This is a genomic window from Diaminobutyricibacter sp. McL0608 (genome assembly GCF_039613825.1).
Lineage (GTDB): Bacteria > Actinomycetota > Actinomycetes > Actinomycetales > Microbacteriaceae > Diaminobutyricibacter.
Genome location: NZ_CP154826.1, coordinates 2345221 through 2371658 on the forward strand (window position 1 = coordinate 2345221; position 26438 = coordinate 2371658).

General features: G+C 66.9%; 25 protein-coding genes and 1 pseudogene. 10 read left to right on the forward strand and 16 right to left on the reverse strand.

Annotation, left to right across the window (positions count from 1 at the left end):
* Positions 1 to 7: 7 nt before the first annotated feature.
* Together AAYO93_RS11165 and sigJ are read right to left on the reverse strand one after the other, a co-directional pair.
* Positions 8 to 1900 (reverse strand): peroxidase family protein, encoded by a 1893-nt coding sequence (locus AAYO93_RS11165; RefSeq protein ID WP_345761258.1) that lies wholly within the window; start codon positions 1898 to 1900, stop codon positions 8 to 10.
* A 74-nt stretch (positions 1901 to 1974) separates the two neighbouring features.
* Entirely contained in the window at positions 1975 to 2871 is an 897-nt protein-coding gene (sigJ, locus tag AAYO93_RS11170; RefSeq protein ID WP_345761259.1) for an RNA polymerase sigma factor SigJ, read from the reverse strand.
* 94 nt (positions 2872 to 2965) lie between these two features.
* Between sigJ and AAYO93_RS11175 the strand changes: the two genes are divergently transcribed.
* Positions 2966 to 3922: an NAD-dependent epimerase/dehydratase family protein gene (locus AAYO93_RS11175; RefSeq protein WP_345761260.1), complete on the forward strand. Its 957-nt coding sequence runs from the start codon at positions 2966 to 2968 to the stop codon at positions 3920 to 3922.
* Between the two features lie 108 nt (positions 3923 to 4030).
* Here AAYO93_RS11175 and AAYO93_RS11180 read toward each other — a convergent pair whose 3' ends face one another.
* Both AAYO93_RS11180 and AAYO93_RS11185 read right to left on the reverse strand, forming a co-directional pair.
* Positions 4031 to 4510 (reverse strand): VOC family protein, encoded by a 480-nt coding sequence (locus AAYO93_RS11180; RefSeq protein WP_345761261.1) that lies wholly within the window; start codon positions 4508 to 4510, stop codon positions 4031 to 4033.
* Positions 4511 to 4767: 257 nt separating this feature from the next.
* Entirely contained in the window at positions 4768 to 7374 is a 2607-nt protein-coding gene (locus AAYO93_RS11185; RefSeq protein ID WP_345761262.1) for a hypothetical protein, read from the reverse strand.
* Positions 7375 to 7643: 269 nt separating this feature from the next.
* Between AAYO93_RS11185 and AAYO93_RS11190 the strand changes: the two genes are divergently transcribed.
* The 6 genes from AAYO93_RS11190 (at position 7644) to mctP (ending at position 13356) form a co-directional block, all read left to right on the forward strand.
* On the forward strand, positions 7644 to 9521 hold the full coding sequence (locus AAYO93_RS11190; protein ID WP_345761263.1) for a S53 family peptidase: 1878 nt from the start codon (positions 7644 to 7646) through the stop codon (positions 9519 to 9521).
* Positions 9522 to 9607: 86 nt separating this feature from the next.
* Complete coding sequence (locus AAYO93_RS11195; RefSeq protein WP_345761264.1) at positions 9608 to 9730, forward strand: hypothetical protein; 123 nt, start codon at positions 9608 to 9610, stop codon at positions 9728 to 9730.
* Between the two features lie 118 nt (positions 9731 to 9848).
* Entirely contained in the window at positions 9849 to 11066 is a 1218-nt protein-coding gene (locus AAYO93_RS11200; RefSeq protein ID WP_345761265.1) for an epoxide hydrolase family protein, read from the forward strand.
* Between the two features lie 17 nt (positions 11067 to 11083).
* Positions 11084 to 11233, forward strand: coding sequence for a hypothetical protein (locus tag AAYO93_RS11205; protein WP_345761266.1), 150 nt, complete (start codon positions 11084 to 11086; stop codon positions 11231 to 11233).
* Between the two features lie 96 nt (positions 11234 to 11329).
* Positions 11330 to 11638, forward strand: coding sequence for a DUF3311 domain-containing protein (locus tag AAYO93_RS11210; RefSeq protein ID WP_345761268.1), 309 nt, complete (start codon positions 11330 to 11332; stop codon positions 11636 to 11638).
* Positions 11635 to 13356: a monocarboxylate uptake permease MctP gene (gene mctP, locus AAYO93_RS11215; RefSeq protein ID WP_345761269.1), complete on the forward strand. Its 1722-nt coding sequence runs from the start codon at positions 11635 to 11637 to the stop codon at positions 13354 to 13356. The genes AAYO93_RS11210 and mctP overlap by 4 nt, the downstream gene beginning before the upstream one ends.
* A 25-nt stretch (positions 13357 to 13381) precedes the next feature.
* Here mctP and AAYO93_RS11220 read toward each other — a convergent pair whose 3' ends face one another.
* The 6 genes from AAYO93_RS11220 to AAYO93_RS11245 all read right to left on the reverse strand — a co-directional run bounded on the left by AAYO93_RS11220 (position 13382) and on the right by AAYO93_RS11245 (position 19497).
* Positions 13382 to 14149: an amino acid ABC transporter ATP-binding protein gene (locus tag AAYO93_RS11220; protein ID WP_345761270.1), complete on the reverse strand. Its 768-nt coding sequence runs from the start codon at positions 14147 to 14149 to the stop codon at positions 13382 to 13384.
* Positions 14146 to 15027 (reverse strand): amino acid ABC transporter permease, encoded by an 882-nt coding sequence (locus AAYO93_RS11225; protein WP_345761271.1) that lies wholly within the window; start codon positions 15025 to 15027, stop codon positions 14146 to 14148. Before AAYO93_RS11225 ends, AAYO93_RS11220 begins: the two co-directional genes overlap by 4 nt.
* 37 nt (positions 15028 to 15064) lie before the next feature.
* Positions 15065 to 15919: an ABC transporter substrate-binding protein gene (locus AAYO93_RS11230; protein WP_345761272.1), complete on the reverse strand. Its 855-nt coding sequence runs from the start codon at positions 15917 to 15919 to the stop codon at positions 15065 to 15067.
* 76 nt (positions 15920 to 15995) lie between these two features.
* The gene (locus AAYO93_RS11235; protein WP_345761273.1) at positions 15996 to 16481 is read right to left on the reverse strand and encodes a cupin domain-containing protein; all 486 of its coding nucleotides are present in this window, start codon (positions 16479 to 16481) and stop codon (positions 15996 to 15998) included.
* A complete protein-coding gene (locus AAYO93_RS11240) occupies positions 16478 to 17806 on the reverse strand; it encodes an amidohydrolase family protein (protein WP_345761274.1) in 1329 nt (442 codons plus the stop codon). The genes AAYO93_RS11235 and AAYO93_RS11240 overlap by 4 nt, the downstream gene beginning before the upstream one ends.
* On the reverse strand, positions 17803 to 19497 hold the full coding sequence (locus tag AAYO93_RS11245) for an adenosylhomocysteinase (RefSeq protein WP_345761275.1): 1695 nt from the start codon (positions 19495 to 19497) through the stop codon (positions 17803 to 17805). The genes AAYO93_RS11240 and AAYO93_RS11245 overlap by 4 nt, the downstream gene beginning before the upstream one ends.
* 192 nt (positions 19498 to 19689) lie before the next feature.
* Between AAYO93_RS11245 and AAYO93_RS11250 the strand changes: the two genes are divergently transcribed.
* A complete protein-coding gene (locus tag AAYO93_RS11250; RefSeq protein WP_345761276.1) occupies positions 19690 to 20592 on the forward strand; it encodes a CPBP family intramembrane glutamic endopeptidase in 903 nt (300 codons plus the stop codon).
* Positions 20593 to 20633: 41 nt separating this feature from the next.
* On the opposite strand, the gene AAYO93_RS11255 is transcribed toward AAYO93_RS11250, so the two are convergent.
* The 5 genes and pseudogenes from AAYO93_RS11255 to AAYO93_RS20195 form a co-directional block, all read right to left on the reverse strand.
* Positions 20634 to 20987 carry a hypothetical protein gene (locus tag AAYO93_RS11255; protein ID WP_345761277.1) on the reverse strand — a complete coding sequence of 118 codons (354 nt, stop codon included), beginning with the start codon at positions 20985 to 20987 and terminating at the stop codon, positions 20634 to 20636.
* Between the two features lie 393 nt (positions 20988 to 21380).
* Positions 21381 to 22316 (reverse strand): hypothetical protein, encoded by a 936-nt coding sequence (locus AAYO93_RS11260; protein WP_345761278.1) that lies wholly within the window; start codon positions 22314 to 22316, stop codon positions 21381 to 21383.
* On the reverse strand, positions 22313 to 23002 hold the full coding sequence (locus AAYO93_RS11265; protein ID WP_345761279.1) for a response regulator transcription factor: 690 nt from the start codon (positions 23000 to 23002) through the stop codon (positions 22313 to 22315). Before AAYO93_RS11265 ends, AAYO93_RS11260 begins: the two co-directional genes overlap by 4 nt.
* Complete coding sequence (locus AAYO93_RS11270) at positions 22999 to 23484, reverse strand: sensor histidine kinase (RefSeq protein WP_345761280.1); 486 nt, start codon at positions 23482 to 23484, stop codon at positions 22999 to 23001. The genes AAYO93_RS11265 and AAYO93_RS11270 overlap by 4 nt, the downstream gene beginning before the upstream one ends.
* 61 nt (positions 23485 to 23545) lie before the next feature.
* A pseudogene (locus AAYO93_RS20195) lies at positions 23546 to 23632 on the reverse strand (histidine kinase); the annotation flags it as partial.
* Between AAYO93_RS20195 and AAYO93_RS11275 the strand changes: the two are divergent.
* Both AAYO93_RS11275 and AAYO93_RS11280 read left to right on the forward strand, forming a co-directional pair.
* The gene (locus AAYO93_RS11275; protein ID WP_345761281.1) at positions 23600 to 23818 is read left to right on the forward strand and encodes a hypothetical protein; all 219 of its coding nucleotides are present in this window, start codon (positions 23600 to 23602) and stop codon (positions 23816 to 23818) included. The pseudogene AAYO93_RS20195 and the gene AAYO93_RS11275 sit on opposite strands and share 33 nt — an antisense overlap.
* 723 nt (positions 23819 to 24541) lie before the next feature.
* Entirely contained in the window at positions 24542 to 25000 is a 459-nt protein-coding gene (locus AAYO93_RS11280) for a hypothetical protein (RefSeq protein ID WP_345761282.1), read from the forward strand.
* Positions 25001 to 25006: 6 nt separating this feature from the next.
* On the opposite strand, the gene AAYO93_RS11285 is transcribed toward AAYO93_RS11280, so the two are convergent.
* A complete protein-coding gene (locus AAYO93_RS11285; protein WP_345761283.1) occupies positions 25007 to 26359 on the reverse strand; it encodes a GmrSD restriction endonuclease domain-containing protein in 1353 nt (450 codons plus the stop codon).
* Positions 26360 to 26438 lie beyond the last annotated feature (79 nt).

Here is a 26438-nt window from a genome sequence, read left to right on the forward strand (position 1 = left end):
TTCGACGTCACGCGGGGGCGCCCGCCCGGTTCCAGAGCGCGAACGCGTTGTCGAGGTGGCCGACGTACGGCTCGAGCTCCGGGCAGTGGCGCACGAGAACCGAGCCCATCGTGTTGTCCTCGATCCACTGCATGCCCTCGCGGGTATACACCTCGTCCGTGAAGTGGGTGGTGAAGAAGCGGTCGCTGTTGAGCCGCCGCGACGCCATCAGGATGAAGATCCGGAAGGCCGTGTCGCTGAACGCGAACCCCTCGGGCCGGTCTTCGGCGAACATCCCGGGGATGAGGTCGACGGAGTCGAGGTCGTTGTCGTAGACCTCTTTCAGCTCGGCGACCCACTGTTCGTTGCTGGAGAGCTCGTCGAACGAGGTCGGCACCGGCAGGTGCAGCAGCCGACGGAACGCCGTGTACCGGGGAACGCCGAGTTCACGGCAGCGCAGGATGTCGGTCGCGGCAAGATCCATCAGTGTCCCCGTGTCAGGCCGGGTGAAGGTCTGCAGATATTTGGGGAAGTTGTGCAGCGTGACCAACCCGGGGTTCTCAGTGCCGAACGTGTAGAGGAGATCCACGAGGCGATTCGCCTTGAGCGCTTCGAGACCGGCGGGCCCCGCGAGAGTGTCGAATTCGGCCTTCCCGAGCGTCTCCGCATCCGTGTCCACCGACCGGAAGTCGAAATGGTCCGGGATGAGCGGGTGCATCCGGTAGACCGCGACGAACTCCTCGGTCAACGCGAAAGGAACCCCGAAGTCTTCGGTCCTGGCCCCCGGAATGCCGGCGATCACCTCGCTTTTGCTGAGGCGGCCGAAGAGCTTGTGGATCCCTTCGCCTTCGAGCCCCCACCAGTTCGCGTGCAACGCCTCGACGGCCGTCGGGTGCGCCGTCACCGCCGGCGTCCATTCGACCGTGTGGATGCGCGCGAGCAACCCTGACAGGATCAGGCGGGCGTGCTGGAACGCCGACTCGTCGTCGAACTCCGGATGCGCTTCAGCAAGCATGTCGCAGATCGCGTTGTGCTCTTTGATGAACAGGACCTGCAGCATCCCGAGCCCCAGCCAGAAGCCGGGAACATGCGTCGGGTTCTTCGCCGGGTCGTCGGGGATCGGCGGCGCGCCATCGACCAGGCGCAGCCTGCCTCCCTTGTGCTCACGCAGGAACTGCTGGTCGTCGAGCGTGTTCCCGTAGACCTGGGAGCCGTCCCACCAGTGGGTCATGATGTTGATGAACGTCGGCGGGTCCGCCGAGTCCGGCGGCGAGGTCGGGTCGGGTGGAGTGCGCATCACCGTGAGCGGAGGTGCCGGCCAGTCGTCGTCGGGCGTCAACGGAAGGATCCACGGATTGTCCGTCGGGCTCGTGCCATGACGGAACCAGTCGCGGATCATGAACTGCAGCCAGGAGGCGATCAGCACGTTGCCGCCGGACGCGGGGATGAGCTCCGAACGCGTCATGAGCCGGCGGCTGATCTCGCGCGGGTTCGGTTCGAGCATCCGTTCGCGGTTCGGCCAGGTCTCCGACAGCGGGACGTTGCGTCCGAAACGCGTGCCGGCCATCCCCATCTCCGGATGCTCCAGGTCGTTCCAGCTGCCGTCCGGGGAGCGCTCCGTGAGGAGTTTCTCGTCATACGGCGGCGGCACGACGGCGTTGACCGCGGGGAGCCTGGAGGTGTCGAACAGGTTCTTCTCGCGCAGAGTGTCGCGGATGCCGATCAACTGCCCGAGGCCGATCAGCTTCGGAAGGGTGTACCAGGGATGCTTCTGGTCGATCGCCTCGGCGACGCCGTCGTAGCCTCGCTGGAGCAGGCCCGGGTCGTCCGGGATGTCCGACGTGCTCTCCTCGCCGTGCAGGTCGGGCTCGGCTGTTTGGCTTTGCTCGTCCGGCTCGTCGTCTTCAGTCGTATCGTTCATGGCCGACCCCCTCGCGTGCACCCAGAACGTCACCGCCAGTATGGTCCTCCTCGCCCGGCAGCGAAAGGGGCGCGTCAGTCGGCCAGCTCGATGATCCTGGCGATCCGTGCAGGGTCGTAGATCGAGTCGATCTCGACGATCCGCCCGTCGGCGATGGTGAAGCCCATCACCGTCACGGCCCTGCCGTCCATCGCCACGATCACGCCGGCTCCGCCGTTGACGATCGCGGGCTGGAGCTCGGTGCCCGGGCGTGTGAGCGAGGTCTTGAGGCCAGCGCTCGTCTGCCGGGCCACGTCCTCTGCCCCGCGGACGACCATCGAGGCGCCTGGGGCTGCGGTGCCCGCGTCGACCCGCAACGTCGCATCGGGGTGGAGCACCGCGACGAGCGCGTCGAAGTCGCCGTCGCGGGCGGCCGCGAAGAACGCATCCACCACTTCGCGCTGACGGCGGCGGTCCTCGTCCGGTGCGGGCACCGGCGCACCCTTCACACGTCGCCGCGCCCTGCTCGCGAGTTGCCGGGCCGCCGCCGAGGTCCGCCCCACCATCGGTGCGATCTCGTCGAACGGAAGACCGAACAGATCGTGCAGCACGAACACGAAACGCTCCGCCGGAGTCAGGGTGTCGAGCACGACGAGCAGCGCGAGGCTGACGGAATCGGCCAGCACGGCCTCCTGCTCAGGATTGGATGCGTCGCTGCGCCAGATGATCGGGTCGGGCACACGAGCGTCGAGCGACTCCTCCCCGCGTGTCTTTCGGGTCCGCAACATGTTCAGGCAGACCCGCGCGACGACCGTCGTCAGCCATCCACCGAGGTTCTCGACCTCGTCGGTGTCCGCGTGCGACAGGCGCAACCACGTGTCCTGCACAGCGTCATCGGCGTCACTGAGCGATCCGAGCATCCGGTACGCCACCGCACGCAGATGCCCGCGATGCGCCTCGAACTGCCTCGCGAGCCACTCTTCTTCGTCCATCGGTCACATTCTCCCGTTCTCAGGTGTCAGAGCAATGACCCCCGAAACACGCGGAGTGTGACAGAGCGGGGAACGACTGGAAGGAAGAACCGCGATGCGAGTATTCGTTTCGGGAGCGAGCGGCGTGATCGGCGCGCGATTGATCCCCCGATTGGTCGAGCACGGTCACGACGTGGTGGGCACGTTCACATCGTCGCCGGAGAAGGCCGCCCGCATTCGCGACCTCGGGGCTGAAGCGGTCCAGCTCGACCTGCTCGACAGCGACGCCGTGCGCAGGGCGGTGCGGGATTCTGCGCCTGACGCCATCATCCACGAGGCGACCGCGCTCGCGGGCGGAGGGTTCTCCCGTTCCCTCGACAAGACCTTCGCGAAGACGAACCGGCTCCGCACCACCGGCACAGACGGCCTCCTCGCGGCGGCTCGGGATGCCGGCGTCCAGCGTTTCGTCGCCCAGAGCTTCGCGCCCTATCGTTACGCCCGCGTCGGCGGCATGGTCAAGACCGAGGACGACCCACTGGACTCGTCGCTTCTCGCCAGTACCCGGGAGACGTTCGACGCGATGACCCACGTGGATACCGCGGTCACCGCGGCCGGCGGAATCGCATTGCGCTACGGAGGCTTCTACGGTGACGCGAGCGACCAGCTGCCGGGTGCGGTGCGCAAAGGGATGTTCCCGATCGTCGGCGGAGGCGGAGGCTACATGTCGTTCGTGCACCTCGATGACGCCGCCTCGGCGACCGTCTTGGCGTTGGAACACGGCCAGGCCGGCATCTACAACATCGTCGATGACGAGCCGGCGCCCCTGAGCGACTGGCTGCCCGCCCTCGCGGAGGCGGTGGGCGCGCGCCACCCGCGCCGCCTGCCGGTCTGGCTCGCCCGACTCGTCGCCGGGGAGAGCGGCGTCAGAACGGCGACCGAGGCACGCGGTGCCGACAACGCGAAGGCGAAACGCGAGCTCGGGTGGACCCTCCGGTATCCCAGCTGGCGTCAGGGATTCGTGGCCGCGTACGCTGCGCCCGCGCCCACACTGAAGCCGCGTGTCGCTCCCTGACGTGTCTCGCGATTCTTGCAGCGCGGCCCGCTCACGCGCGCTCGCTCGAGGGGTCGACTTCCGCTAGTCGCCCGGGGCGGCACTAGCGGAAGTTGACCCTTCTGCGCGTCAGTCGGCGGATGCGCTGGGCCGAGTGAGCGAACCGGGCGTGAGCAGGATGGCTACGCCATCCGGATCGCGCACGACCGCGATGGTGAGGATGCCGCCCGGTGTTGTCTGGTCGATCCGACGCGGGGGCTCGGTGAAGCCGAGCGACGACAGCCGGGCGAGCGTCTCATCGACGTCGACGAAGTACGAGAGCATTGTGAGCCCCGCGTGGAACGCCTGCGGCCGCGGCTCTGGCGCGTCGGACTCGAACGCGTTCAGTTCGAGCACGCCCGCCTGACGATCCGGCACGTCCGGGTTGCCGAGGAAGACCGCCCGCAGCCGCGTCGAGGGCGCGCGGAACAGTGCGGGCCAGTCGCCTTCGACGTCGCGATCCTGAAGTACTGCGAGTCCGATGCCGTCGCGGTAGAACCGCAGGCTCGCCTCGATATCGCTCACGGTGATGACGGCGTGATGGATGGCCGGTATCGGGTTGGGCGTCATGACACTCGCTTTCCTGATCGTTACGACCTCAACGTTACGTCCGCGCGATTCGGCGTAGGGAGGAAAGCGCAGCCATTAAGCTGTGACCAAACGCCAAGCGCACGTCAGGAGTTCGATGGGCAAGCCCACACAGCGGATGCGCCTGACCGTTACGCGCTGGCTGTCGACCATCGGTGAGATCTGTGCAGGGATCGCCGATTTCTTCGTCCTCATGCTCAGCCGCTAGGGCAGCGCTAGCGACGGACGCCTCGCCGCGATCACGCCTCGTCGCTGATCGGGATCTGCTCGTTCTCGGGCTCGCCTACCACATACAGCGGGGGCGCCCAGTACCGGAAGTACAGGTACACGCCCAGGCAGAGAGCGCCGAAGACGATGAATGCGGCCATCCAGAGCCAGAACGCCGTGCCGAGTACCTCCCAGTTGCCGTCCCACGAGACCACGGCCACCAGGAACGCGGTCAGCGCGAAGAGGTAGACCGCAGCCCACAGAATCTTCGACCGCTGGTAGATCCGCTCACCCTCGAGGAAGCGGAACGGCAGCAGCACGACCACGAGCGCCACCAGACTCTCGGTCGTGACCGCGACCAGTGTCTCGGCCAGCAGCGCCGAACCGAACGACTCCTCGGTCGCATGCTCGCTCGCAAGCACGCTGAACGCACCCCACGCGACGATGCCCATCGTCAGCAGGATCACTGTGCGTGTGAGCACGACCTTCCACGCGGACGCCTGCACAGCCTTGCCGCTGGCGATCGTGAGGCCGAGGATCAACCCGACCAGGAATCCGGGCGAGAAGTGCAGGAACCGCGACAGGATGACGCCGATCACTGTGAGAATGAGCCCGAGCGGCCGCACACTGATCGCCACGTCGATATCCCACTGCCGGTGCGCGATGACCAGCGTGATCGCGTTCGCGACGTAACCGACGAAGAAGAGGGCGACTGCGCAGGCGAGGAAGAGGCGCAGGGATGCGAGGGTGAAGCCGAAGGTCGGATCCGCGAACCCGAACAGGAGCGCCGTGGTGACGACGATGGTGAGAACCCCGACGACCGGTTCGCGGTTGAGCCAGCCGGTCACCGCTTCCAGCCAGTGCGGCGGCTTCTTCGGCTTGGGCAGGCGCCGGGCGAAGCGTTCGTACTGTTCCGAGAGCGTCGCATTCAGGAGATGCGCGGGCAGCGTCGCGAAGATGATGAGGACCAGGCCGATCGCAACGGATGCGGACACCTTCTGCGGATGCGCGAGGATGTCCTGAAACGTCCGGATCGCATTGGTCAGGATGTTGGGAGCGACCGTCGCGGGCTTCGTCGCTGTGGGTCCGGCGTCGGGTTTGGTGCCCGGCGAGTCGCTTCCGGTCTGTGTCGCCACGGGCGGCTTCACGGCCACGAACGGGACCAGCGCCAAGGGGATGGCGACGGGTGCCACGACCGGAGTGTCCGCAGCGAGCGGGCTGGGCACGGGCACCGGAACCGGCTCCGGGCTGGGGACACCCGGCGGGGTGACGGCCGGCTCCTCCGCGAGCACTGTGACATGGACGCTCTTCTGCGCCGGCACGATCCCGGGCCCGCTGACCGACACGATGACGTCGTGTCCGCCGGGAACAGTGTCCGTCGGGACGACCGTATCGAGGCTGAACGAGCCGTCCTGCCCCACGGTCGCCGCGCCGAGCACCACCGGGGTGGAATGCAGTTCGATCAGGATCGACAGTCCGGTCGGCAGGCCGTGACCGGTGATCGTGAAGTGATCGCCCAGATGCAGCTTGCTGAGGTCGACGCCGAAGATGCCGAACGACCAGCTGTTCGGGTCGATCGTGACCGGTCCTGGTGGAGCCGGCGCCGCGACCGTCACGCTGACGGGATCCGTGCGAGGGGATATTCCGCCTGAGACATATGTCGCACAGTCGACGCTGCCGGAACCGCCCGACCCGCGGTCGACCTGGATCGCCGTGAAGGTGTGATCCCCGGGCTGGAGCGTGCCGCTCGTGCACGCCGACGTTCCCTCGCCGTCGACGGTCGCCGAGCACGTGCGCTCGTCCCCACCCCAGACGCTCACGCGATCGCCTGCGACCCCGGCGCTCTGGAATGTCACCCTCTGGTCGCCGTTGTCGACCGCGGCGAACGTCGGAGCCTGCGGGACGATGAAGTACACCGACCGGCCGAGCTTGAAGAACGCGTCGAACTCATGCCAGGCGTAGTGCGGCTTGAGTTCCCAGGTGCCCGGTGCGAGTCCGCCGAAATGGCAGACGGGCTTCGACCAGTTCCAGACGCACGCGCTGCTGAACGAGGGATGCCGACCGCTCACCGAGTAGAGGTCGATGCCGTTCGCCCCGTGCTGGAGAGTGCCGAAGGTGGATACCGCACCCGGCGAGAAACTGAACGAGACGGGCGGGACCTGGTCGTGATCATGATCGTGGTCGTCGTGGTGGTGACCCGGCTTCGGAGTCGGGGTGGGTAGCGGTGTCGGCGGCGAAGATGGGGCGGGTTTCGGCGTCTGGGTCGGGGCGGGCGTGGGCGTTGAGTGCTGGGTCGTGGGATGCGAAGGTACGGGGGCGCTCGGTGTTGGATGCGGCGAAGGGGCAGGAGTCGTCGCAGGCGGGCTCGCAGGGGCGGTCGGTACCGGGGCCGGCGCGGGCACAGGATCGGCGACCGGTACCGGCATCGGAGTCGGCGAGGGCTTCGGCGTAGGCGTCGGGGTGGGTGTCGGGGTCGGCTTCGGCGATGGCGACGGATGCTTCGTCGGGGCGGGCGCGTGCCAGCCCGACCCGTGGTCACCGTGATGAGCGCTCTCCGAGGCGGACGCCGGAATCGCGAGGAAGAGTGCCGCACTGAAGGCGAGCGCAAGCACGAAGAAGGCTGCGAGAACGCGTCGCACGCGGACTCCCTTCAAGCAGCGACGAACGTCGTGTGAGCGAGACCGGTAAACGTGGAGCGAAAAGGATCGAAACGCAGGTTTATTAGTGCGTGATGCCGATGGTAGCGCCGCGTCGTCAACTGCGCCACAGAAATACGACTATTTCTCACGTTCTCCAAAGTCTTGTCGCCGACGGTTTTCGGTCATACGGTGGCACATGGTTGGCCGACAACCGTCGGACGACCGACTTTGACGTCAGGAGATCCTTGATGCGTAAACATGCTTTTGGAGTGTCACTGATAGCGGTCGCGGCAGTTGTCGCGGCGCTCACGGGAGCCGGTGCAGCAACCGCGGCCCCCGCCTCGAAACCCATACCTAACTCGTCCCCCGGCTGGCTGGCCCACGGAAAGAACCTCGGCGTCGCTGCGGCGAGCGCCCCGGTCAGTGCCCGCGTGTACCTCGCGCCCAATGGAGGGCTCGCCGCACTGCAGGCCGCAGCGACCGCCGCGTCGAGCAGCAACCAGTACCTCACGCCGGCGCAGTATCACGCGAAGTACGACGCCACCACCGCCACTGTCAATGCTGTCAGTGGATGGCTGACCGGCGCGGGCCTCAAGGTGAGCGTCGGTGCGAATCACCAATACCTCGATGTCTCCGGAAGCGTGAGCGCCGCCAACAAGGCGTTCGGCGTCTCCATCGCCAAGTTCAGCCACGACGGCGAACAGGTCCAGGCGCCCACCGGCCACGCGAGCGCGCCCGACGGCGTCGCCGCATCCGTGATCGCCGTCTCAGGACTCGACACGACCGCCACTGTCGTCGCGCCTCTCACGACGAAGCCCTCACCGCCCAGCGCCGGGTTCCGTAACGCGCCGATCTGCTCCACGTGGTACGGCGACAAGAACCCGAACAACCTCCCCACGCCCGACGGAACGGTGCTGCCGAAGTTCAACGGAAAGGTCCTGCCGTACGCACCGTGCGGGTACACCGGCCCACAGCTGCGCAACAGCTACGAGGCTGGGGCACGCAAGGCTCTCACCGGTAAAGGCGTGACCGTCGCCATCACCGACGCGTACGCTTCGCCGACCATCGCATCCGACGCCAACCGTTACGCGACGGACACCGGCGACAAGGCGTTCACACCGGGCCAGTTCAGCCAGAGCCTTCCGGACTCGTTCACCCAGGTCGGCCCGAACAAGTGCGACGCATCCGGCTGGTACGGCGAGGAGACGCTCGATGTCGAGGCCGTTCACGCGATGGCACCGGCGGCGAACATCCGGTACTACGCAGGCAAGAACTGCCAGGACAAGAACCTGCTCGACACGTTCACCCGCATCAATAACGAGGGAGTCGCGAACATCGTGACCAACTCGTGGGGTGGCGCCGGCGACGTCGTGAAGACGTCGCTGCTCCAGGCATTCGAGCTCGCGTTCCTCCAGGGCGCGATCCAGGGAATCAGCTATGTGTTCTCCTCCGGCGACGCCGGTGACGAGGTCGCTGCGCTCGGTTCGGCACAGACCGACTACCCCGCCTCCGACCCGTACGTGACGGCGGTCGGCGGCACCTCGACGGCGATCACCCAGGCAGGAGTCACCGGTGAGACCGGCTGGCAGACCACCAAGTACACGATCGTCAACGGCGCCTGGTCCCCGACCACACCGTTCCTCTACGGTGGTGGCGGCGGATACTCGACCAACATCCCGGAGCCGAGCTACCAGGTCGCGGCCGGCATCCACAGCCCGACCGGTGGACGCGCGGTGCCTGACGTCTCGATGAACGGTGACCCGACGACCGGCATGCTGGTCGGTCAGACGCAGACCTTCCCCGAAGGCGTGGCGTACGACACCTACCGCATCGGCGGAACGAGTCTCGCTTCGCCGCTGTTCGCCGGAATGACCGCCCTGAAGATCCAGGCCAGCGGTCACCGGCTTGGTCTGCTCAACCCGCTGATCTACGCCAACCCGTCGGGCTTCCACGACGTGACCGGCGCAGGAATCGATGCAGGCAACATCCGCGTCGACTTCGTCAACGGGCTCGACGCATCCGCCGGATACACCTACTCGGTGCGTTCGTTCAACACCACGAACACGACCCTGAAGGTCGGCGTGGGTTGGGACACGGAGACCGGCTGGGGCAGCGCCCGGGTCGGATGGCTCGCAGCAGTGAAGTAGCACAGTGACAGACGAGTGGCCCGGCAGCGATGCCGGGCCACTCGTCTGCGCGGGACACCTTCCCGCCGGGAGCTACCCTGAGTGACATGTCGACTTCGCAGGCCGGTGTTGCGAAGGTGTCTGCGTGGGCGCCGCTCGCCATCCCCGCCTTCCGCGTTCTCTGGTTCGGCGACTATCTCGAGCGACTCGTGGCGCGCGATCCCGCCTGAGGCGTAGCCTGTCCCGCGTGGGGCGGTGGGTGTCGACGTGTGACGACCTGAACACCGGCGGCCAACCCACTCATCCGTCCCGCAACGAACCACACCACACAGGGACAGGAGTAGAGCTATGACCACGAACACCGCTGCTCAAGACGCAACCGGGGACGACGCATCGATTCGACCATTCACCGTCGATGTCTCCCAGGCTGACGTCGAAGATCTGCGCCGCCGACTTCAGGCCACCCGATGGCCGGAGCGCGAGACAGTCTCCGACCAGTCGCAGGGCGTGCCGCTGGCCACCGTCCAGGAACTCGCCCGCTACTGGGCCGACGACTACGACATGGGACGGTTCCAGACTCGACTGAACGCGGTTCCGCAGTTTCTCACCGAGATCGACGGCCTCGACATCCACTTCCTCCACGTGCGGTCGCCGCATCCGAACGCCCTTCCGCTCCTGATCACGCACGGCTGGCCGGGCTCGATCATCGAGATGCTGAATGTCATCGCCCCGCTGACCGATCCGCCCGATGCGGCGGATGCGTTCGACGTCGTCGTCCCCTCCATCCCCGGCTACGGCTTCTCGGCTGTACCCACCTCGACCGGATGGGACCCCTTCCACATAGCCGACGCCTGGATCACGCTCATGAGACGCCTCGGCTACACGCGATTCGTCGCCCAGGGCGGCGACTGGGGCGCGCAGATCACCGACGTGATCGGCTCGAAGGCGCCCGCGGAACTGCTCGGCATCCACTCGAACATGCCCGGCACCGTCCCTCCCGAGATCTCGAGGGCGCTCGCGACGAACGTGCTCGGCGCCGGCGACCCGCCCTCAGGCCTCAGCGCCGAGGAGCAGCGCGCATTCGACCAGCTCAACGCGCTCTTCACGAAGGGTCTCGGCTACGCGATCGAGATGGGGCAGCGCCCGCAGACGCTCTACGGTCTCGCGGACTCCCCTGTCGCGCTGGCCGCGTGGATGCTCGACCACGACACGCGCAGCCTCGCGGACATCGTGCAGGCGTTCGACGGCGATCCCGTCGGCGGCCTCACGCGGGATGAAGTCCTCGACAACATCACGATGACCTGGCTGACGAACACGGGCATGTCGTCGGGCAGGCTCTACTGGGAGAACACGCTCGGCTTCTTCGACATCAAAGGCGCGAACGTGCCGGCCGCCGTGTCTGTGTTCCCGAACGAGCTGTACCAGGCGCCCCGGAGCTGGACCGAGAAGGCCTACCCCAACCTGATCTATTTCAACGAGCTCGACCGGGGCAACCACTTCGCCGCCTGGCAGGAGCCCGACCTGTTCACCTCGGAGCTGCGCGCCGCCTTCCGCTCGCTGCGCTGACCGCATCCCCGCGCACAGTGTACCGGTATGCGGCCGAGGACGACTACCCCGTGCTGGTCCTCGATCAGGCCGAAGTCCTGGCTGCGGTCCGGGAGGGCGCCGCCCTTCCGAAGCACGCGGTCCCGGTCCTGGTGTACCCGCACAGCATCGCATCTGTCTGGCGGTAGGCCACCTTTACCAGCGGAGGCGGCAGGTGTACCGTCCGCGCTGGAATCCTGCGTCGGTGCAGCCCGCACCACGCAGGAGTGGCGAGGGGAGACGCTATGACGACGCCAGAAACACCGACCAGGGGTCCGGCCCGACCCGGCCCCTACATCATCACCGGGATCCTGCTCGCGATTGCGATCGTGCTTCCGCTGGCCGTACCGATCTACGCCCGTTCGGAGCCTGCGCTGTTCGGGATGCCGTTCTTCTACTGGTATCAGATGCTGTGGGTGCTGGTCGACGCGGTGATCCTGTGGATCTGCTACCGGATCATCCTGCGTGAGGATCGCCGCCGAAGGGATGCTGTCCGCGGCAACCCCGACCACCCGGCACACGTGCGATTCGGAAAGCGCGAGGGCCAGAAATGAGCGCGCCCGACGAGCAGATCATCGCTGCCGGACCGACCAATCCCGTGAACGGCGTCGCCCTGACCGTGGTCATCGTCATCTTCGTGGGCGTCGCGGTGATGGGTTTCGTGGCTGCGCGGTGGCGCGTCAGGCCCGAGGAGCGCGGCCTGAAATCCCTTGACGAGTGGGGACTCGGCGGCCGCGGGTTCGGATCCTGGGTCACCTGGTTCCTGCTCGGCGGCGACCTCTACACCGCGTACACGTTCATCGCGGTCCCTGCCGCCATGTGGAGCACTGGCGCGGTGAGCGGCTTCTTCGCCGTCCCGTACACCGTGGTGCTGTACCCGATCGTGTTTCTCCTCATGGGGCGCCTGTGGTCGGTGTCGCATCGGCACGGTTACGTCACACCGGCGGACTTCGTCGGCGGGCGGTACGGCAGCAAGACCCTGTCGACTGCCATCGCCGTGACGGGAATCGTCGCCACGATGCCGTACATCGCCCTCCAGCTCGTCGGGATCAAGGCGGTGCTGTCCGTACTGGGCGTCGGGAGCGCGACGAACGCGTTCACCCAGGATCTCCCGCTGATCATCGCGTTCGTCATCCTCGCCGCCTACACCTACACCGCAGGTCTTCGAGCCCCGGCGGTGATCGCCGTCGTCAAGGACCTCCTCATCTACATCGCCGTGATCGTCGCGATCATCTGGCTTCCGGCCCACTTCGGTGGCTGGGGCGGCATCTTCGACGCTGCCGAGCACAAGATGGCGACGATCAGCCCGGCCACGGGAAAGCCGATCGGCTCCGTGATCCCGGGAGCCGAGAGCTTCAACGCGTACTGGACGCTTGCCCTCGGGTCGGCGATGGCGCTGTTCATGTACCCGCACTCCGTGACCGGCGTGCTGTCCACGAAGAGCAGGAACACCATCCGGCGCAACGCGGTCGTTCTGCCCATCTATTCGCTGATGCTCGGCTTCCTCGCACTGCTCGGGTATGTCGCGATTAAGGCGGGTACGAACCCGGTCGACCTGAACGGCGCGATCAACCCGCAGCTCGTGGTGCCGAAACTGTTCCTCGATAATTTCCCGTCCTGGTTCGCCGGAGTCGCCCTCGCCGCGATCGCGGTCGGCGCGCTCGTGCCCGCCGCGATCATGTCGATCGCCGCGTCGAACCTCTTCACACGCAACATCTACCGTGATCTGTTCAAGCCGAACGCGACCAGCGAGCAGGAGGCGAAGGTCTCCAAGCTGGTGTCGCTGCTGGTGAAGTTCGGCGCGCTGCTGTTCGTGATCCTCATGGACCAGTCGGCGGCCATCAACATGCAGCTCCTCGGAGGGGTGTGGATCCTGCAGACGTTCCCTGCGATCGTCGCCGGTCTCTACACGCGGTGGTTCCACCGCTGGGCGCTCCTGATCGGCTGGGCTGCGGGCATCATGTACGGCACGATGGCCGCCTACAACGTCGTCAACCCGGTGACGCACGCGCATTTCGGCGGATCGATCGCGCCCATTCCCTTCACCAACGTCCCGATCTACATCGCCATAACGGCCTTCGTCATCAACGCACTGGTCTCCGTCATCCTGACGCTGATCTTCCGTGCGCTGAAGGTGCCGGACGGGCGCGACCGCACCACTCGCGCCGACTACGGCGCTGACGAGCACGACCCGAAGGTGGTCGCGATCGAGACGGTCGGCCGTTACGAGCCCGAGGGCACCGGCGAGCCCGCAACCGGAGGGCGCAAGTAGCTCAGCGGACGAGGGGCGGCGCGACTCAGCCGGAGTGCACGCGCGCGAGATACTGCTGGGTCGCGAGTTCGCGCGGGTGGTCGAACACCTGCTCGGGCGGACCCTGCTCGAGCAGGACCCCGTTGTGCAGGAAGATGATGTGGTCGGCGACCGTCCGCGCGAACTGCATCTCGTGTGTGGTCATCAGGATGGTCGACCCTGCCGCCTTCAACTCGGCCACGAGATCGAGCACCTCGCCGACGAGCAGCGGGTCGAGCGCGCTGGTGATCTCGTCGAGCAGCAGCAGTTCCGGGTTGGTCACGATCGCACGGATGATGGCCACCCGCTGCTGCTGGCCACCGGACAGCCGGTCGGGAAAGTCTGTGACCTTCGCGCCGAGCCCGATCCGTTCCAGCCAGCCCAGCGCCGTCGCCTCGGCTTCGTCGCGCCCGATGCCGTGTACTTTGCGGCTTGCGAGCGTCACATTGTCGAGCACGCTCAGGTGCGGGAACAGGTTGAACTGCTGAAAGACGACGCCGATGCGCGCCCGCGTGCGGTCGACGTCGATGCGGGGGTCGCTGATGTCTTCGCCTTTGAGGAAGATGCGGCCGTCGTCGACCCGCTCGAGCAGGTTGATCGTCTTGAGCAGGGTCGACTTGCCCGAACCGCTCGCGCCGATCGCGACGACGACCTGGTGCTGGTCGATCTCCAGGTCGATGCCGCGTAGCACGGGTGTGGTCCCGAAGCTCTTGTAGAGGCCTTCGACGCGCAGGACGACGTCGGCTTCCGCGGTGGTGCCCGTCGCGTCGCTCATACGGTGCCCCCGATCTGCTCGCGCTTCTGCGCTCGCGCCGACAGGTAGTCGGTGAGGCGGATGAGTGGCCAGCTGATCGCGACGAACAGCAGCCCGGCGACGATGTACGGAGTGAAGTTGTAGGTGTCGGCCGACGCGATCTGTGCCGCGCGCACCGCATCCACCGCCCCGAGCACGGAGACGAGGCCCACATCCTTCTGCATGGAGACGAAGTCGTTGACGAGGGCGGGCGTCACCTTGCGGACCCCCTGGGGCAGGACGACGAGCCGAAGTGTCTGGGCGTGCGAGAGGCCGAGCGAGCGGGCGGCGAGACGCTGCGACGGATGCACAGCCTCCATCCCGGCGCGCAGCACCTCCGCGACGTAGGCGGAATAGGTCAGGATGAGCGCCGTCGTTCCCCAGAATTCCGGCGACATGCGCGGGAAGACACCCAGGGCCGGGATGCCGAAGCCGACCAGGTAGAGGACGATGATCAGCGGCATCCCGCGGAACAGGTCGGTGTAGACCGTCGCGATGACGCGCAGCGGGAAGAACACCGGGCCGCGGAGGGTGCGGACGATCGCGATCAGCGTCGCGAAGATGGCCACGCCGATCGCGGCGAAGAACAGGATCTGGATGTTCAGCCACAGGCCGAGCAGGATCGAGCCGAGGTACTCCCAGCCGATCTTCACGTTGAAGAACGACTGCTGCACCAGCGCCCAGCCTGGCGTGTTCACCACGGTCACCCAGACCAGCACCGCGAGCACGATCGTGCTCACGAGGCTGATCAGTACCGACCGACCGGATTGTTTCTTGCGGAAGACGCGTCGGTCCAGCTCGATCTCGCTCAGCGGCGAACCGTCGAGATTGGTCTCCAGTGTCGTTGTTCGTGGACTCACGAGCCCACCCTAGGGGCCTCTGTTCGAGCGCGCACCGTTACTTGAAGACCGGGACGTTCACCGTCGTCGACAGCCACTTCTTGGTGATGGTGTCGAGTTCGCCGCTCGAGCGGAGCGCGTCGACAGCGGCGGTGACCTTCGCCGTGTTCGGCGAATCCTTCGGGAGGACGATCCCGAACTGGTCTCCACCGGAGGTGTCAGCGAACTGCCCGCTGACGACGCCGTTGTCGACCTGCGAGTCTGCGAGGTAGAACGCAGTCGGAAGGTCGGTGGCGACAGCGTCGACCTGCCCGGTCTTGAGGGCGAGCACCGCGTCGTCGTTGGAGTTGAAGACGGCGATGTTGTTACCGCCGATCTCCTTCTTGAGGAGCGTGTAGGTGGTCGTCGCAGTGGCGACACCGATCTTGATCTTCTTCAGACCGTCGATCGTCGTCACCGACGCGGCCGGCGAGGACTTCGTGGTCACGAGCGCCTGGCTCGTCGTGTAGTACGACGAGGAGAAGTCGACGGCCTTCTTGCGGTCGTCTGAGATGCTGAACTGCTGGATGTTCAGGTCGAAGTCCTTCGGCCCCGGTGCAATCGCGCTGTCGAACGTGGTGCGGGTCCACACGACGTCTTTCTTCGCGAAGCCGAGCTTCTCGGCGACGGCATACGCCACGGCGGACTCGAAGCCCTTGCCGTTCTCGGGCTTGTTGTCGATCACCCACGGCGAGTACGCCGGCTCACCGGTCGCGATCGTGAGCTTGCCTGCCGTCAGGGTCTGCAGTCCGCTTCCCGACGGGCTCGTGTTCGAGCTCGACGGGGTCGAACTGCAGGCGGCGAGGGCGGCGACGACGATTGCGACGCCGGCCACGGAGAGCGCACGGGCAATGCGGGAGGGAACAACAGACACAGGGGTACCTTTCATCCAGGTCTCGGGCGACCAATCATTCGATGGTAGAAGAAAACCGCGTGCCGCTCAGTTCACGTTACGGATTGTGTTCGTCGACGAGCGTGAAGTCGTCGAAGCTGAACCCCGGCGCGACCACGCAGCTGACCAGTGTCTCGCCGTCCGACGGCAGCGTGCGCTGCCAGACACCAGCAGGAACGAGCCCCTGGGCGCGCTGACCGCGGCCTTCCTCCGGGCCCAGCATGACGATCTCGCCGTCGACCGGCGAGGCTCCGTCTCCGCCGAGCTGAAGTGCCAGCGCGTCCGGCCCGTGCCAGAGCCAGAGCTCATCGGAGGCGACGACGTGCCAGGCGGATGCCTCCCCCCGCGGCAGCAGGAAGTAGATCAGCGTCGCCGCGGGTCGTTCGCCGCGTTCGGTGGCGACCTGCGCATCCGCCGCCCACGTCCTGCGGTACCAGCCGCCTTCCGGATGCGGTTCCAGCCCGAGTTCGAGGGCGCGGGCCGACGGCACCACCCACTCGATGAGCTCCCCCGCGACCGTGCGTCGCGCGACCGGCTCGGTCATGATCGCTCCGCTCCCGCGACACGCTGTCCGGTCCAGGACGGAGCCGACCATCGTGTCGCCCCGTCGAGGACGGTCGCGACCGCGAGACCGGCGCCGGCCTCGACGAGTTCGGCCAGGGCGTCGTCCACCCGGCTCACCGCGACATCGAAGAACGCGAGGTCGGCCCGGGCACCGACGGCGAGGTGCCCGATGCGTTCGGGTCCCACATCCAGTCCGATCGCGTGCGCACCGCCGAGTGTCGCGGCGGACAGGAGGCGCGAGTGCAGATCCGACCGCCCGTAGCCCTGTTCGCGCGCGATCGCGTAGAGCGCGGTGACGTCGCTCATCAGGTCGAGTGACGGGCTCGACGACAGCGAGTCCGTACCGACCGCGATCGCGCTCCCCTCGCGCAGATAGGCTGCGACGGGCGGAGGCGCAAGACCGATGACCTCGTTGGAGCGCGGGCAGAGTGCGACCGAGGTTCCGCGGGCGCGCAGCAGCGCCCGGTCCTTGGCCGTCATGTAGACGCCGTGTGCGACGTGGCAGTCGGGTCCCAGCACGCCGAGCCGGTCGACGAAGTCGGTTGCGCTCGTGCCGAAGCCGAGCGACCGGAGCGCCCGGAAGCTCTGGACTCCGACGAAATGCCAGGCCCGGTGCGTCTCGCCGCCCTCGGTGTCGACGCGCTCCTCCTCGAACGCGGATTCGCCGAGATGGATGTGAAGGCGCTGGCCGCGCTGCCGCACGATGTCCGGCATGTCCAGCAGCGGGACGGTGTCGAGCGAGTACGGCGCGTGCGGCGACAGGCCGGCGCCCGGTGTCGCCGGGATCCGCTCCAGGTCGGCGATGACCTGCTCGCGGCCGCGTTCGTTCCACTCGGCCGTCTCCCAGTTCATCACCTCCCAGAAGGCGATGCCGCGCATCCCGACCTCGTTGAGCACATCCGCCGCCTCCAGGTCGGTGACGATGTCGGCGACGGCGGTCACCCCGTACCCGAGGAGTTCATTCGCGCCGCGGAGCGCATCCGCCCGCCAGTCGTGCGGTTTCTCGTAGTCGACGGTGAACGCATCCGCCCAGTCGTCGAACCCGTCGTACCGTCGCGACCCCACCTCCGCCATGCCTGTGTACTGCAGGTGCGAGTGCGCGTTGACGAGGCCGGGGAGCACCGCGCCCGCCCAGTACTGTTCGAGGTAGGGAACATCCTGCTGTTCGAGCGAATCGATGACCCACCGCCGTTCGCCGACGTGCAGGATGCGGCCGTCCTTGACCGCGACCGCGCCGCGCAGGATGGGCGGCGCCGTCATCGGGACCACCAGTCCGGCCGAGTAGACCGTCACATCGCCCTTCATGCTTCGCCTCCGAATCGCGGCCAGATCTCCGCGGCGGGCGCGGGTCCCGTCCTGGTGTCGATGCGTACGCCGGCGGCCTTCAGGGCCTCCGCGGCAACGGCGTCGTCCGCTTGCGCGGGCAGTGGATGCACGCCGACAGTCAGCGACCCGGCCGATTCGACGAGCTGACGGATCGCCGCCAACTGGACCGCGAACGAGAGGTCCATGATCTCGATCGGGTTGCCCTCCCCTGCCGTGACGTTGATGCATCCGCCGTCGTCGAGGATCACCACGCTCGACCCCGTCGCGAACGTGAACCGCTCCCGTTTGCGCCCGATGGTCTCGCGCACAGCGCCCTGGGCAAGCGCGTCGTCGATCGCGACCTCCTGCGGTACGCCGCCGGCGACGGCGACCACCGCATCCCGAGCGCAGGCGAGCAGCACCGGGAGGCTGATGGTGTCGCGCACGCCGGTCGCCGAGACGACCAGCTGCGCCGACGCGACAGCCTCGAGGAGCGGGGCGACCCGGAAACCGTCGAAGGATGCGGCGAGCGCGCGAACAGGATCGAGCTCGGTGACCACGACTGTCGCTCCCAGGGCGCGCGCGTGGTGTGCAACGCCCTCGCCGACGTGTCCGTAACCCGCGACCACGACCGTGCTGGTGGCCAGGTCGACGTCGGTCAGCCCGAGGATCGTGAACAGGCACGACTGCCCGGTGCCGTACCGGTTGTCGAACAGAGTCTTGCTGCGCGCGTCGTTGACCGCGACGACCGGGATCTTCAGGCGCCCCTCCTCGGCCATCGTTCGTAACGGCCGCAATCCGCTCGTTGTCTCTTCGGCCGCGCCGATCAGACCGGCGAGCGCCTCCGGGGCCGTCTCGTGAGCCAGCCGGATCACATGAGAGCCGTCGTCTACCAGCACCTGCGAGTGCTCTGCCAGGAAGGCCGACGCGAGCTCGCGGTGCTCGGCGGGTCCCGCATCCGATCGCGCGTAGACGTGCAGCCCGGCATCGGTGAGCGCCGCGGCGACCGTGTCGTCGGTCTCGTCGGGATGCGCGAACACGGCGACCTCCGCGCCGGCCTCACGAAGCGTCAGGGCGAGCACCGCCGTCTTCGGCTCGAGCACCATGCTGAGGCCGACGCGGAGTCCGCGGACGGTGCCGTCGGCCTTCATTCGGGCAGCGAGGCCTTCGGCGGTTGACATGAAGCGGCGCGCCCAGGCGATCCGGGCGACGGCCGGGCTGAGTTCCGGCCCGCGGCGGTCGCGATCGAGACGCACGAGGACGACGTCGGGCACGTTCGTCGCCCACACGCCGTCGCGCAGCTGTTCGACGGGCGCGACGCCGCCATCGAGTGCGGGAGCTTGTGCGGATGCGTCGGCTGACGCGAATGCGGATGCGGTGGCGGATGCTTCCGGGGTCGCGTCGACGACGAGAAGCGGACGCGTGCCGCCGGCGGCACTCGGGAAGGAGAGATCAGCGCGTGTGAGCGGCGACGCATCCTCTCCCGTGCAGAACAGGTAATCCGGCCGCTCTCCGCGCTCGATCCGGCGCGCTCCGATCGCGGCCAGCAGTGCGCTCAGCGCCGGAGCGAGCGGACCGGCCCCGCGAACATCGAACCGCCGGCCGGCGATCGACAGGTTCGTCGTCTCAGCGAAACGGAGTACGACCGCTGTTGCCCACTGCCGGGGACTGGGACGCGCCTGCTCGAACACCGGTTCAGCCTATAGCTCGCCCCGGCCTCGCGACCCTCGCCTCCCGCATCCCGCATCCCGCATCCCGCGAGCACAGGAAAAAGCTGCGAATCCGTGCACGTTTGGCCGCTTTTTCGTGTGCTCGCCGCCGGTGCGAACCAAGAAGATAGGGTGAACGAGGCTCCGCTACGGGGGGCGACAGAGGGGGGATCCGTGGAATCAATCGAACAACCGAACGAGCAGTCGGCCTGGCGCCGGTTCTGGAACCGGGGCGGCTGGTGGAAAGCGCTCCTGGTCGCCGCGGTCTATTACGGCCTCTATCAGCTCGCAGGTGTCCTCATCAATCTCGCCTTCGGCGGCCTCGTCGACAAGGACAATGTCTTCGCGAACGGGCTGAGCGTCTTCATCGGCATCGGTGCCCCGATCCTCGTGGGCAGCATCCTGCTCGTCCTCTTCGGGCTCTCGCTCAGATGGCTGAAGGAACTCTTCGGCCGTCAGCCGGTCCGCGGCTCGTGGTGGATGTGGATCGGCGTCGCGATCGTCCTCGTGTTCAACCTCCTCCGATTCGCGAGCGTCGACTGGGCAGGCTGGAACGCGGGAGCGGTCGTCGGCGTGCTCATCTCCGGCCTCTGCATCGGCTTCGCCGAGGAACTCCTCACCCGCGGCTTCGCCGTCAACCTGCTTCGGCGCGGCGGTTACGGCGAGCGCTCCGTCATGCTTCTGTCGTCGCTGATCTTCGCGGCACTCCACTCAGGCAACCTGTTCACCGGACAGAATCCGCTGGTGGTCGGCATCACTGTCGTCTACACCTTCGCATTCGGCGTGATCATGTACACGTCGCTGCGCGTGACCGGCAACCTGATCTGGCCGATGCTGCTGCACGCCTCCACCGACCCGAGCCTGATCCTTCTCGGCGGGGGAATCGACGCGACCGGCGGCAACCTGCACCCCGGTCCGCTTGCGGGCGTCGCCAACCTCGCGAACTGGGCGGTCATGCTGTTCGCGATCATCCCCATCATCTTCGTGCGCGGACGCGTCGACCGCGCCGCTGCATACGGGATGCACGATCCAGCGATTCCTGCCACCAGCGTTCCGCCGGCGGCTCCGGTCAGCTAGGTCGGTCAGTTAGGTCCGGTCAGCGAGAGAGGTCGAATCGCCTAGCTTGCCGGCCCCTCGATCGGCATCGCCACAATGCCGTGCTCTGCGAAGGTCGAATCGACCTCGTCTTCGCTGATCACGAGCATCCCTCCTGTGCGGGCCGCATTCAGACCGAGCGCCTCGATCCAGCGACGATTGATCGCGGGCGGCCGGCTACCCGCGAACCGGAAGGTGAGCTGCGACTCCCGGCTGATCCAGATGCTGACCCGACCGGAGCCCTGATCGACCGGGACGGTCCAGTTCAGCAGGAAGCTCTCATGACGGAGCAACTTGGCAACGATCGCGAGCTTCATGTGCGCGAGCAGGCGATCTTCGAACTCGAACTCTTCGTTGCCGTAGTAGAGGGTGCCCATTCACTAATTGTGATGGCAGCGGAGGTGAATATCGATGGCTACTGTCCGCCTCGGTAGGCCGCCAAGGCCGTGAGCGCCTTCGCGAGTTTGTTCTTCGCGCCGGGGAGGTCGTTGGTGACTCCCGAGACCTGCACCCCGCTGTGGTCGATGATCGCGTCCGCCAGCAGGTCGGTTCGGTGTCAAAGCGGTACGCGGCGCCTGTCGCCCCGGGAACCGTCAGCGGCGTGGACGTGACACCGGCGGACGACTCCAGTTGCGACCAGATCCATTCCGCGCCGGGGAGCGCCTGGACGACGACCACCCTTGGTTGTCGGGCGCGTTCGACCACTCAGGTAGCCAGTCAACAGAAGGCCCGTCCAGTGGACGGGCCTTCTGTCTGCCGGCAGCGAGTGCTCATCCCCCTGTGAGTTGCACCTGCGCCAGCGCCGCGAGGATCGTCCGCCGGTATTCAGCGTTGGAGTTTCCGACCCGCGCGAAGAGTTCCGCGTCGTGCCTGGGCACTGTTGCCTGGCGTTTCCATTCGGCTTCGTAGAGTGCGTTTCGATATCCGGATGACGCCTGGCAGGCCACATCCTTGAGTGCGAGGTCGCGCTCCGCCTGGCTGACCGTCGACCCCTCGAGGCTCGTCGCGAAATGATCCGCGAGCTGCGGCGACGGCATCCGGGCGGGTGAATCTGCCACCGGCAGGTGCGGATCCGAACCCATGCACTCCTGCCAGCGGCGAGCAGCGGCGAGCACCGTCTGATCGTTCAGCGCGTCCTGATAGGCGGCGTTGCTGAGAGCGACCGCATCCTGATTCGCCTGGTCCTGCTTCACTGACGGGAGTGGAATCACCGTGCGGATCTTGTCGAAGCAGGCGTGAAGCGCCTTGTCCTCCGCGTCGCTGATCGCGGCCGCGTTCAACTCCTGGGTGGCGAGCAGTCCCGGATCGTTCGTCGACGCAGGATGATAGCCGCGCTCGTGTGCAACTGCCGCCGTCAACGGCTGCTGCACCGTCGCATCCCCGGTTCGATTGGCCGCCGCATCGATGTCACGCTTCGGTACGGGCCAGTGGTAGCCCGCGTCGGCCATGCACGGAATCGTCTGCCGATTCTCCACGTATTCCGGCACCACCGAGCTGACACTGATGTAGCGATCGAGCGGCATGACCCACGCATCCACATCCTTCGCCGGAAGGTTCGGCGTCGGCCCGGTCGCCCAGGCGGGAAGGCCCGCGAGAGCGACACCCCCGACCGCGAGCGCGGCCACACTCGCCGTGACGATCTTGGCGATCCGCTGGCGACTGGGGCGAGTCTGCCGATCGCGCTTGCTCGTGGTCTTTGCCATCACAGCCCTCTCCTTACTGACGTGGTCTGGGTGGGGATGAGCCCGTTCTCGTACACGTAGATGACGATGTGCACGCGGCTCCGGAGGTCCAATTTGCTGAGCACCGCACGCACGTGGGTTTTCACTGTGGCCTCGCTGAGGTGGGCGCGGGTCGCGATCTGGGAGTTCGTACATCCGTCGGCGACTGCCAGCATGACTTCGCGTTCGCGTGCGCTCAGTCGCTCGTGAAGCGAATCGTGTCGCTGGTCTTCGGAACCGAACTGGCGGATGAGCCCCACGGCGGCCGCGTCGGTCACCGTCGACTGCCCGCGATGGGTCGCGCGGATCGTGGCGAGCACGTCGTCCGGAGTCGCGTCTTTGGTGAGGAACGCCGAGGCGCCCACCCGCAACGCGCTGTACACGGCTTCGTCCTTCTGGATGGTCGTGAGCACGATCACCCGCGGCGTCTCGGCGGTCCCCCGACCATCCAGAATGCGCCGCGTGGCTTCGATGCCGTTGAGCACGGGCATCCGCAGGTCCATCAGAACGATGTCGGGCCGCGCGCGCTCGACGAGCGCGAGGCTCTCCTCACCGTTCGCCGCGATCCCGACGCATTCGAGGTCGGGCTGGGCTTCGATGAGCATCTGCATTCCGGAGGCGAACAGCGGCTGGTCGTCGACGATCACGACACGAATCGGAGACGCGGTCATCGCTCGAGTCCTGCGCCGGCGGTCATCCGCGGATGCGCGTCGGCCGGAATCGAGGCGGACACCACGAATTCGTCGTCCCCGGACCGTTCGGTGGTCAGCCATCCCCCAGCCAGCCGCGCCCGCTCCTTCATCCCCTGAATCCCGACTCCGGCACCCATTGCGACAGCCGACGGGTTGGCGTTGGCCTGGGTCACCGATGAGACCGTAACCTTCACATCGTTCTCCTCCCAAGCCAGCGACACTCTCACCGCGACGCCCGGTCCGCCGTATTTGAGTGCGTTCGTCAGACTCTCCTGCACGATCCGGTACACGGTGAGCTCGTGGGATGCGCTCAATTCCCCGGTCCCCTGGATGTCCAGGACCGCATCCATGCCGACCGAACGCATGTGGCTGACGAGTCCCGCGAGATCCGCTATCGTCGCGCGTGGCTCGATCGCCTCGTCGTCGTACTGGATGCGCTCGACGAGGCCCCGAACATCCATCAAGGCTTCGCGCCCCACCCACCGCGATGGCCTTCACCGATTCGGTGACGGCCGCCGGCCTGCTGTCCGCAACGGCGACCGCACCTTGCGCCTGGGAGACGATGATCGCGAGCGAGTGAGCGAGCGCATCGTGGACGTCGCGGGCGATCCGGGCGCGGTCCTGCGCCAGACGCAGCTCCAGATCGGCTTGTTCGTAGCGGATTTCCGACTTGTGGAGTTCGATGGCGACCTCGCGCCGAGTGACGAACTCGCGCAACGCCATGCCGATCGCCCAGGCCGCGGCGAAGATGCCGAACGCCGCCAGCGCGACCAGAGCAGCCAGACTGCGCAGTGACGCGCCCGGCCCCTGGTCGAGCGGGTTGGGCGAGAGCGGTGCGATCAACGCGAGGGTCATCAGAATGGAGGCTGCGGCGCCGGCAGGAAGTGCGAGGTAGCGTGTGATCCTGCTGCCGCGGAATCCTACGAAGAACGCAACGATCGCGGCTGCGAGGTAGGTCGCCCACGTCGTGTTGGTGGGCGGTGCCGCCAACCCGGCGCTCTGCAGCGCAGGCACCGCGACGATCAGTGCGAGCGAGAGCAGCGGCATCCAGGTCGAGACCGCGATCGCAAGCGCGAACAGGGCGAAGATCGCCGTGTTGGGAGCCAGCGCGGCTCGGGACCACTCGCCGACCACCCATAGAACGAAATAGACGACGGCCACGGCTGGAGCGAGCCACGTGCGGCTCAGCCGCGTCAACACTGTCATATCGTCACGCTATTGGAAGGCGGCCCCCAGCCTAGGTCGGTGCGCGCCGATTTCATCCGAAGTGATGAGGGGTTCGCGGCCGAATCGCGGACGACCGCGACGCGCCGGGGTCGTGGACGATCGCGTCACCCGACAACCACGGAGTCGATATCGCGGCGTGGCCGGACTTGACGGCGTGATTGCGCGTAACGCCGACTCACCCACGTCGGGTTCGCGTGGTCATCACCCGTTCGCGTAATGATATGGATGTTCTGTCATCCATTAGGTGAGGGCAGTTTGCGCACCGAGCAAACGCCGCGAAAGGCGTCAGCTGTGACTTCACGAGTACGAGCGTTCGCCGGCCTGGTCGTTGTCATGGCCGGGCTCCTGTCGACAGGATGCACGATGGAAAATGCGAGTCTGGGATCGCCGACCGCACCGGCACTGGTCGACCCGCTCACAGAGTTGACCGACGCGAGCTCCGACCGGTTCGTCAGTGAAAATCCCCACGCTGTCATCCATGAGCGAGGCAAAGGCTCTCAGACCTATGCCGCGACCGCGCTGCCCGCGCAATCGACGAAGCTCACCGTGTACATAGCGTGCGTTCCATCCGGCCCATTCACCGTGCGCGTTGGCGCCCAGTGGTATTCGGGCCACTGCGCGGAACGTTTTCAGAACTCCGGCGGGTTCCCCGTCTCCCCGGGCGACCGACCCACGGTCAGGCTGGAGATCTCCGACAAAGCGCAAACCTGGATGGTCGCGGTCCCCGAAGAGCAACCGCAGGACCGCTAGCAAGATCTATTCGCAGGCGACTCCATCGCCGTCACGGTCGAGTTTGCGCGAATAGCCTGGCTGGCCGACGTGCAAGGGTGCGGCCCCGGCCGCTCGGACTGCAGCGCAGTTCGCGTAATAGACGCCAGGAGCGGGTGCCGGAGCGGGGGCAGGCGCGGGTGCCGGCGCAGGAGCGGGGGCAGGAGCGGGAGCGGGTGCCGGCGCAGGGGCCGGAGCCGGCTTGGGGCTAGGCGCAGGCGCGGGAGCAAATACCGAGGTCACGGCAGGCTCGTTCGGGCAGGCCGACAGAACACGTTCGATGGCATCGTGCTCCGCCTGCGTCACCCAGAGTCCATACGTCGCCTTCACGGAAACCTGGTGCGCGACGTAGGTGCAGCGGAAATCCTTGCTCGGCGGCAGCCATGTCGCGGCGTCGCCGTCGCTCTTCTGCTCGTTCGTGGGCCCGTCGACCGCGTACAGGTTCATGGGGTCGTTCGCGAGCGTGACCCGCTGGGCCTGGGTGAGCTGCTGAGCACCGGTCTCCCACGCATCCATGAGCGCCACGACGTGATCGATCTGAACGGCTAGGGATGTCGTCGTCCCGCGAACGAAGTAGATCGTCCGCCCTGTGTACGGATCATTCAGCGTGCCGGAAAGCACCTTGCAGACGCCAGACTTCGTCGTCGGATGCAGGTCGCGGGAGAGGATGTCGTTGCGGGTATCGCATCCGTTCCGGTCGACATCGAGCCAGGCCGTCCCGAAGTCCCCGACACGGTCGTATCCGGTCTTCGGCGCCGAACCTTTGATCGGTAGGGTCGCGAGGAGAGTAAGGGCAGACGTCTTCGTGACCGAAGAATTCACGACCTGAACCGTCGCCTTGTCCCCGGCCGCCTCGACGTTGTCAGGAGCATCCGGTTCTGCGGCTGGATCCACTGTCGGAGTCGGCGTCGGGGAAGGCGATGAACTCGCTTTCGACCTGACGGGATGTGCATCCGCCTCGCTCTTCGGGTGCGCCTGACCCGCCATCACACTTCCAACAATTGTGAGGACAAGCCCGGCGACGAGAACGAAAGCGCCGAGGGAGCGACCTGCGATTCGCACCCAACTGCGCCTGCCAGTGATGAACACGTAGAACCCGGTCAGCAGCGCGATCAACCCGATGAACAAGAGCCCGCTCCCGAACCCTGCAGACGTCATGAAGACAAGCGTCAGGAACACGACCAGCCCGAGAAGAATCCAACTGAACACGCTGAACGACCGCACCCACACCACAAACGGGTTCCGGGCGGGGTTCGTCGTCGGACGTTCGGACGTCAGCACAGGCGGGGTGCTGATCAGCTCAGTAGGCGCAGGCGCTGTGGGGATCAGCTCGGTGGGCACGGGCGCTGTGGCCTCTTTGCGAGCCCTCGACGATCGCACCCACTTCCGCAGCAGGCGCGTAACGGAGATCCTGGGAATC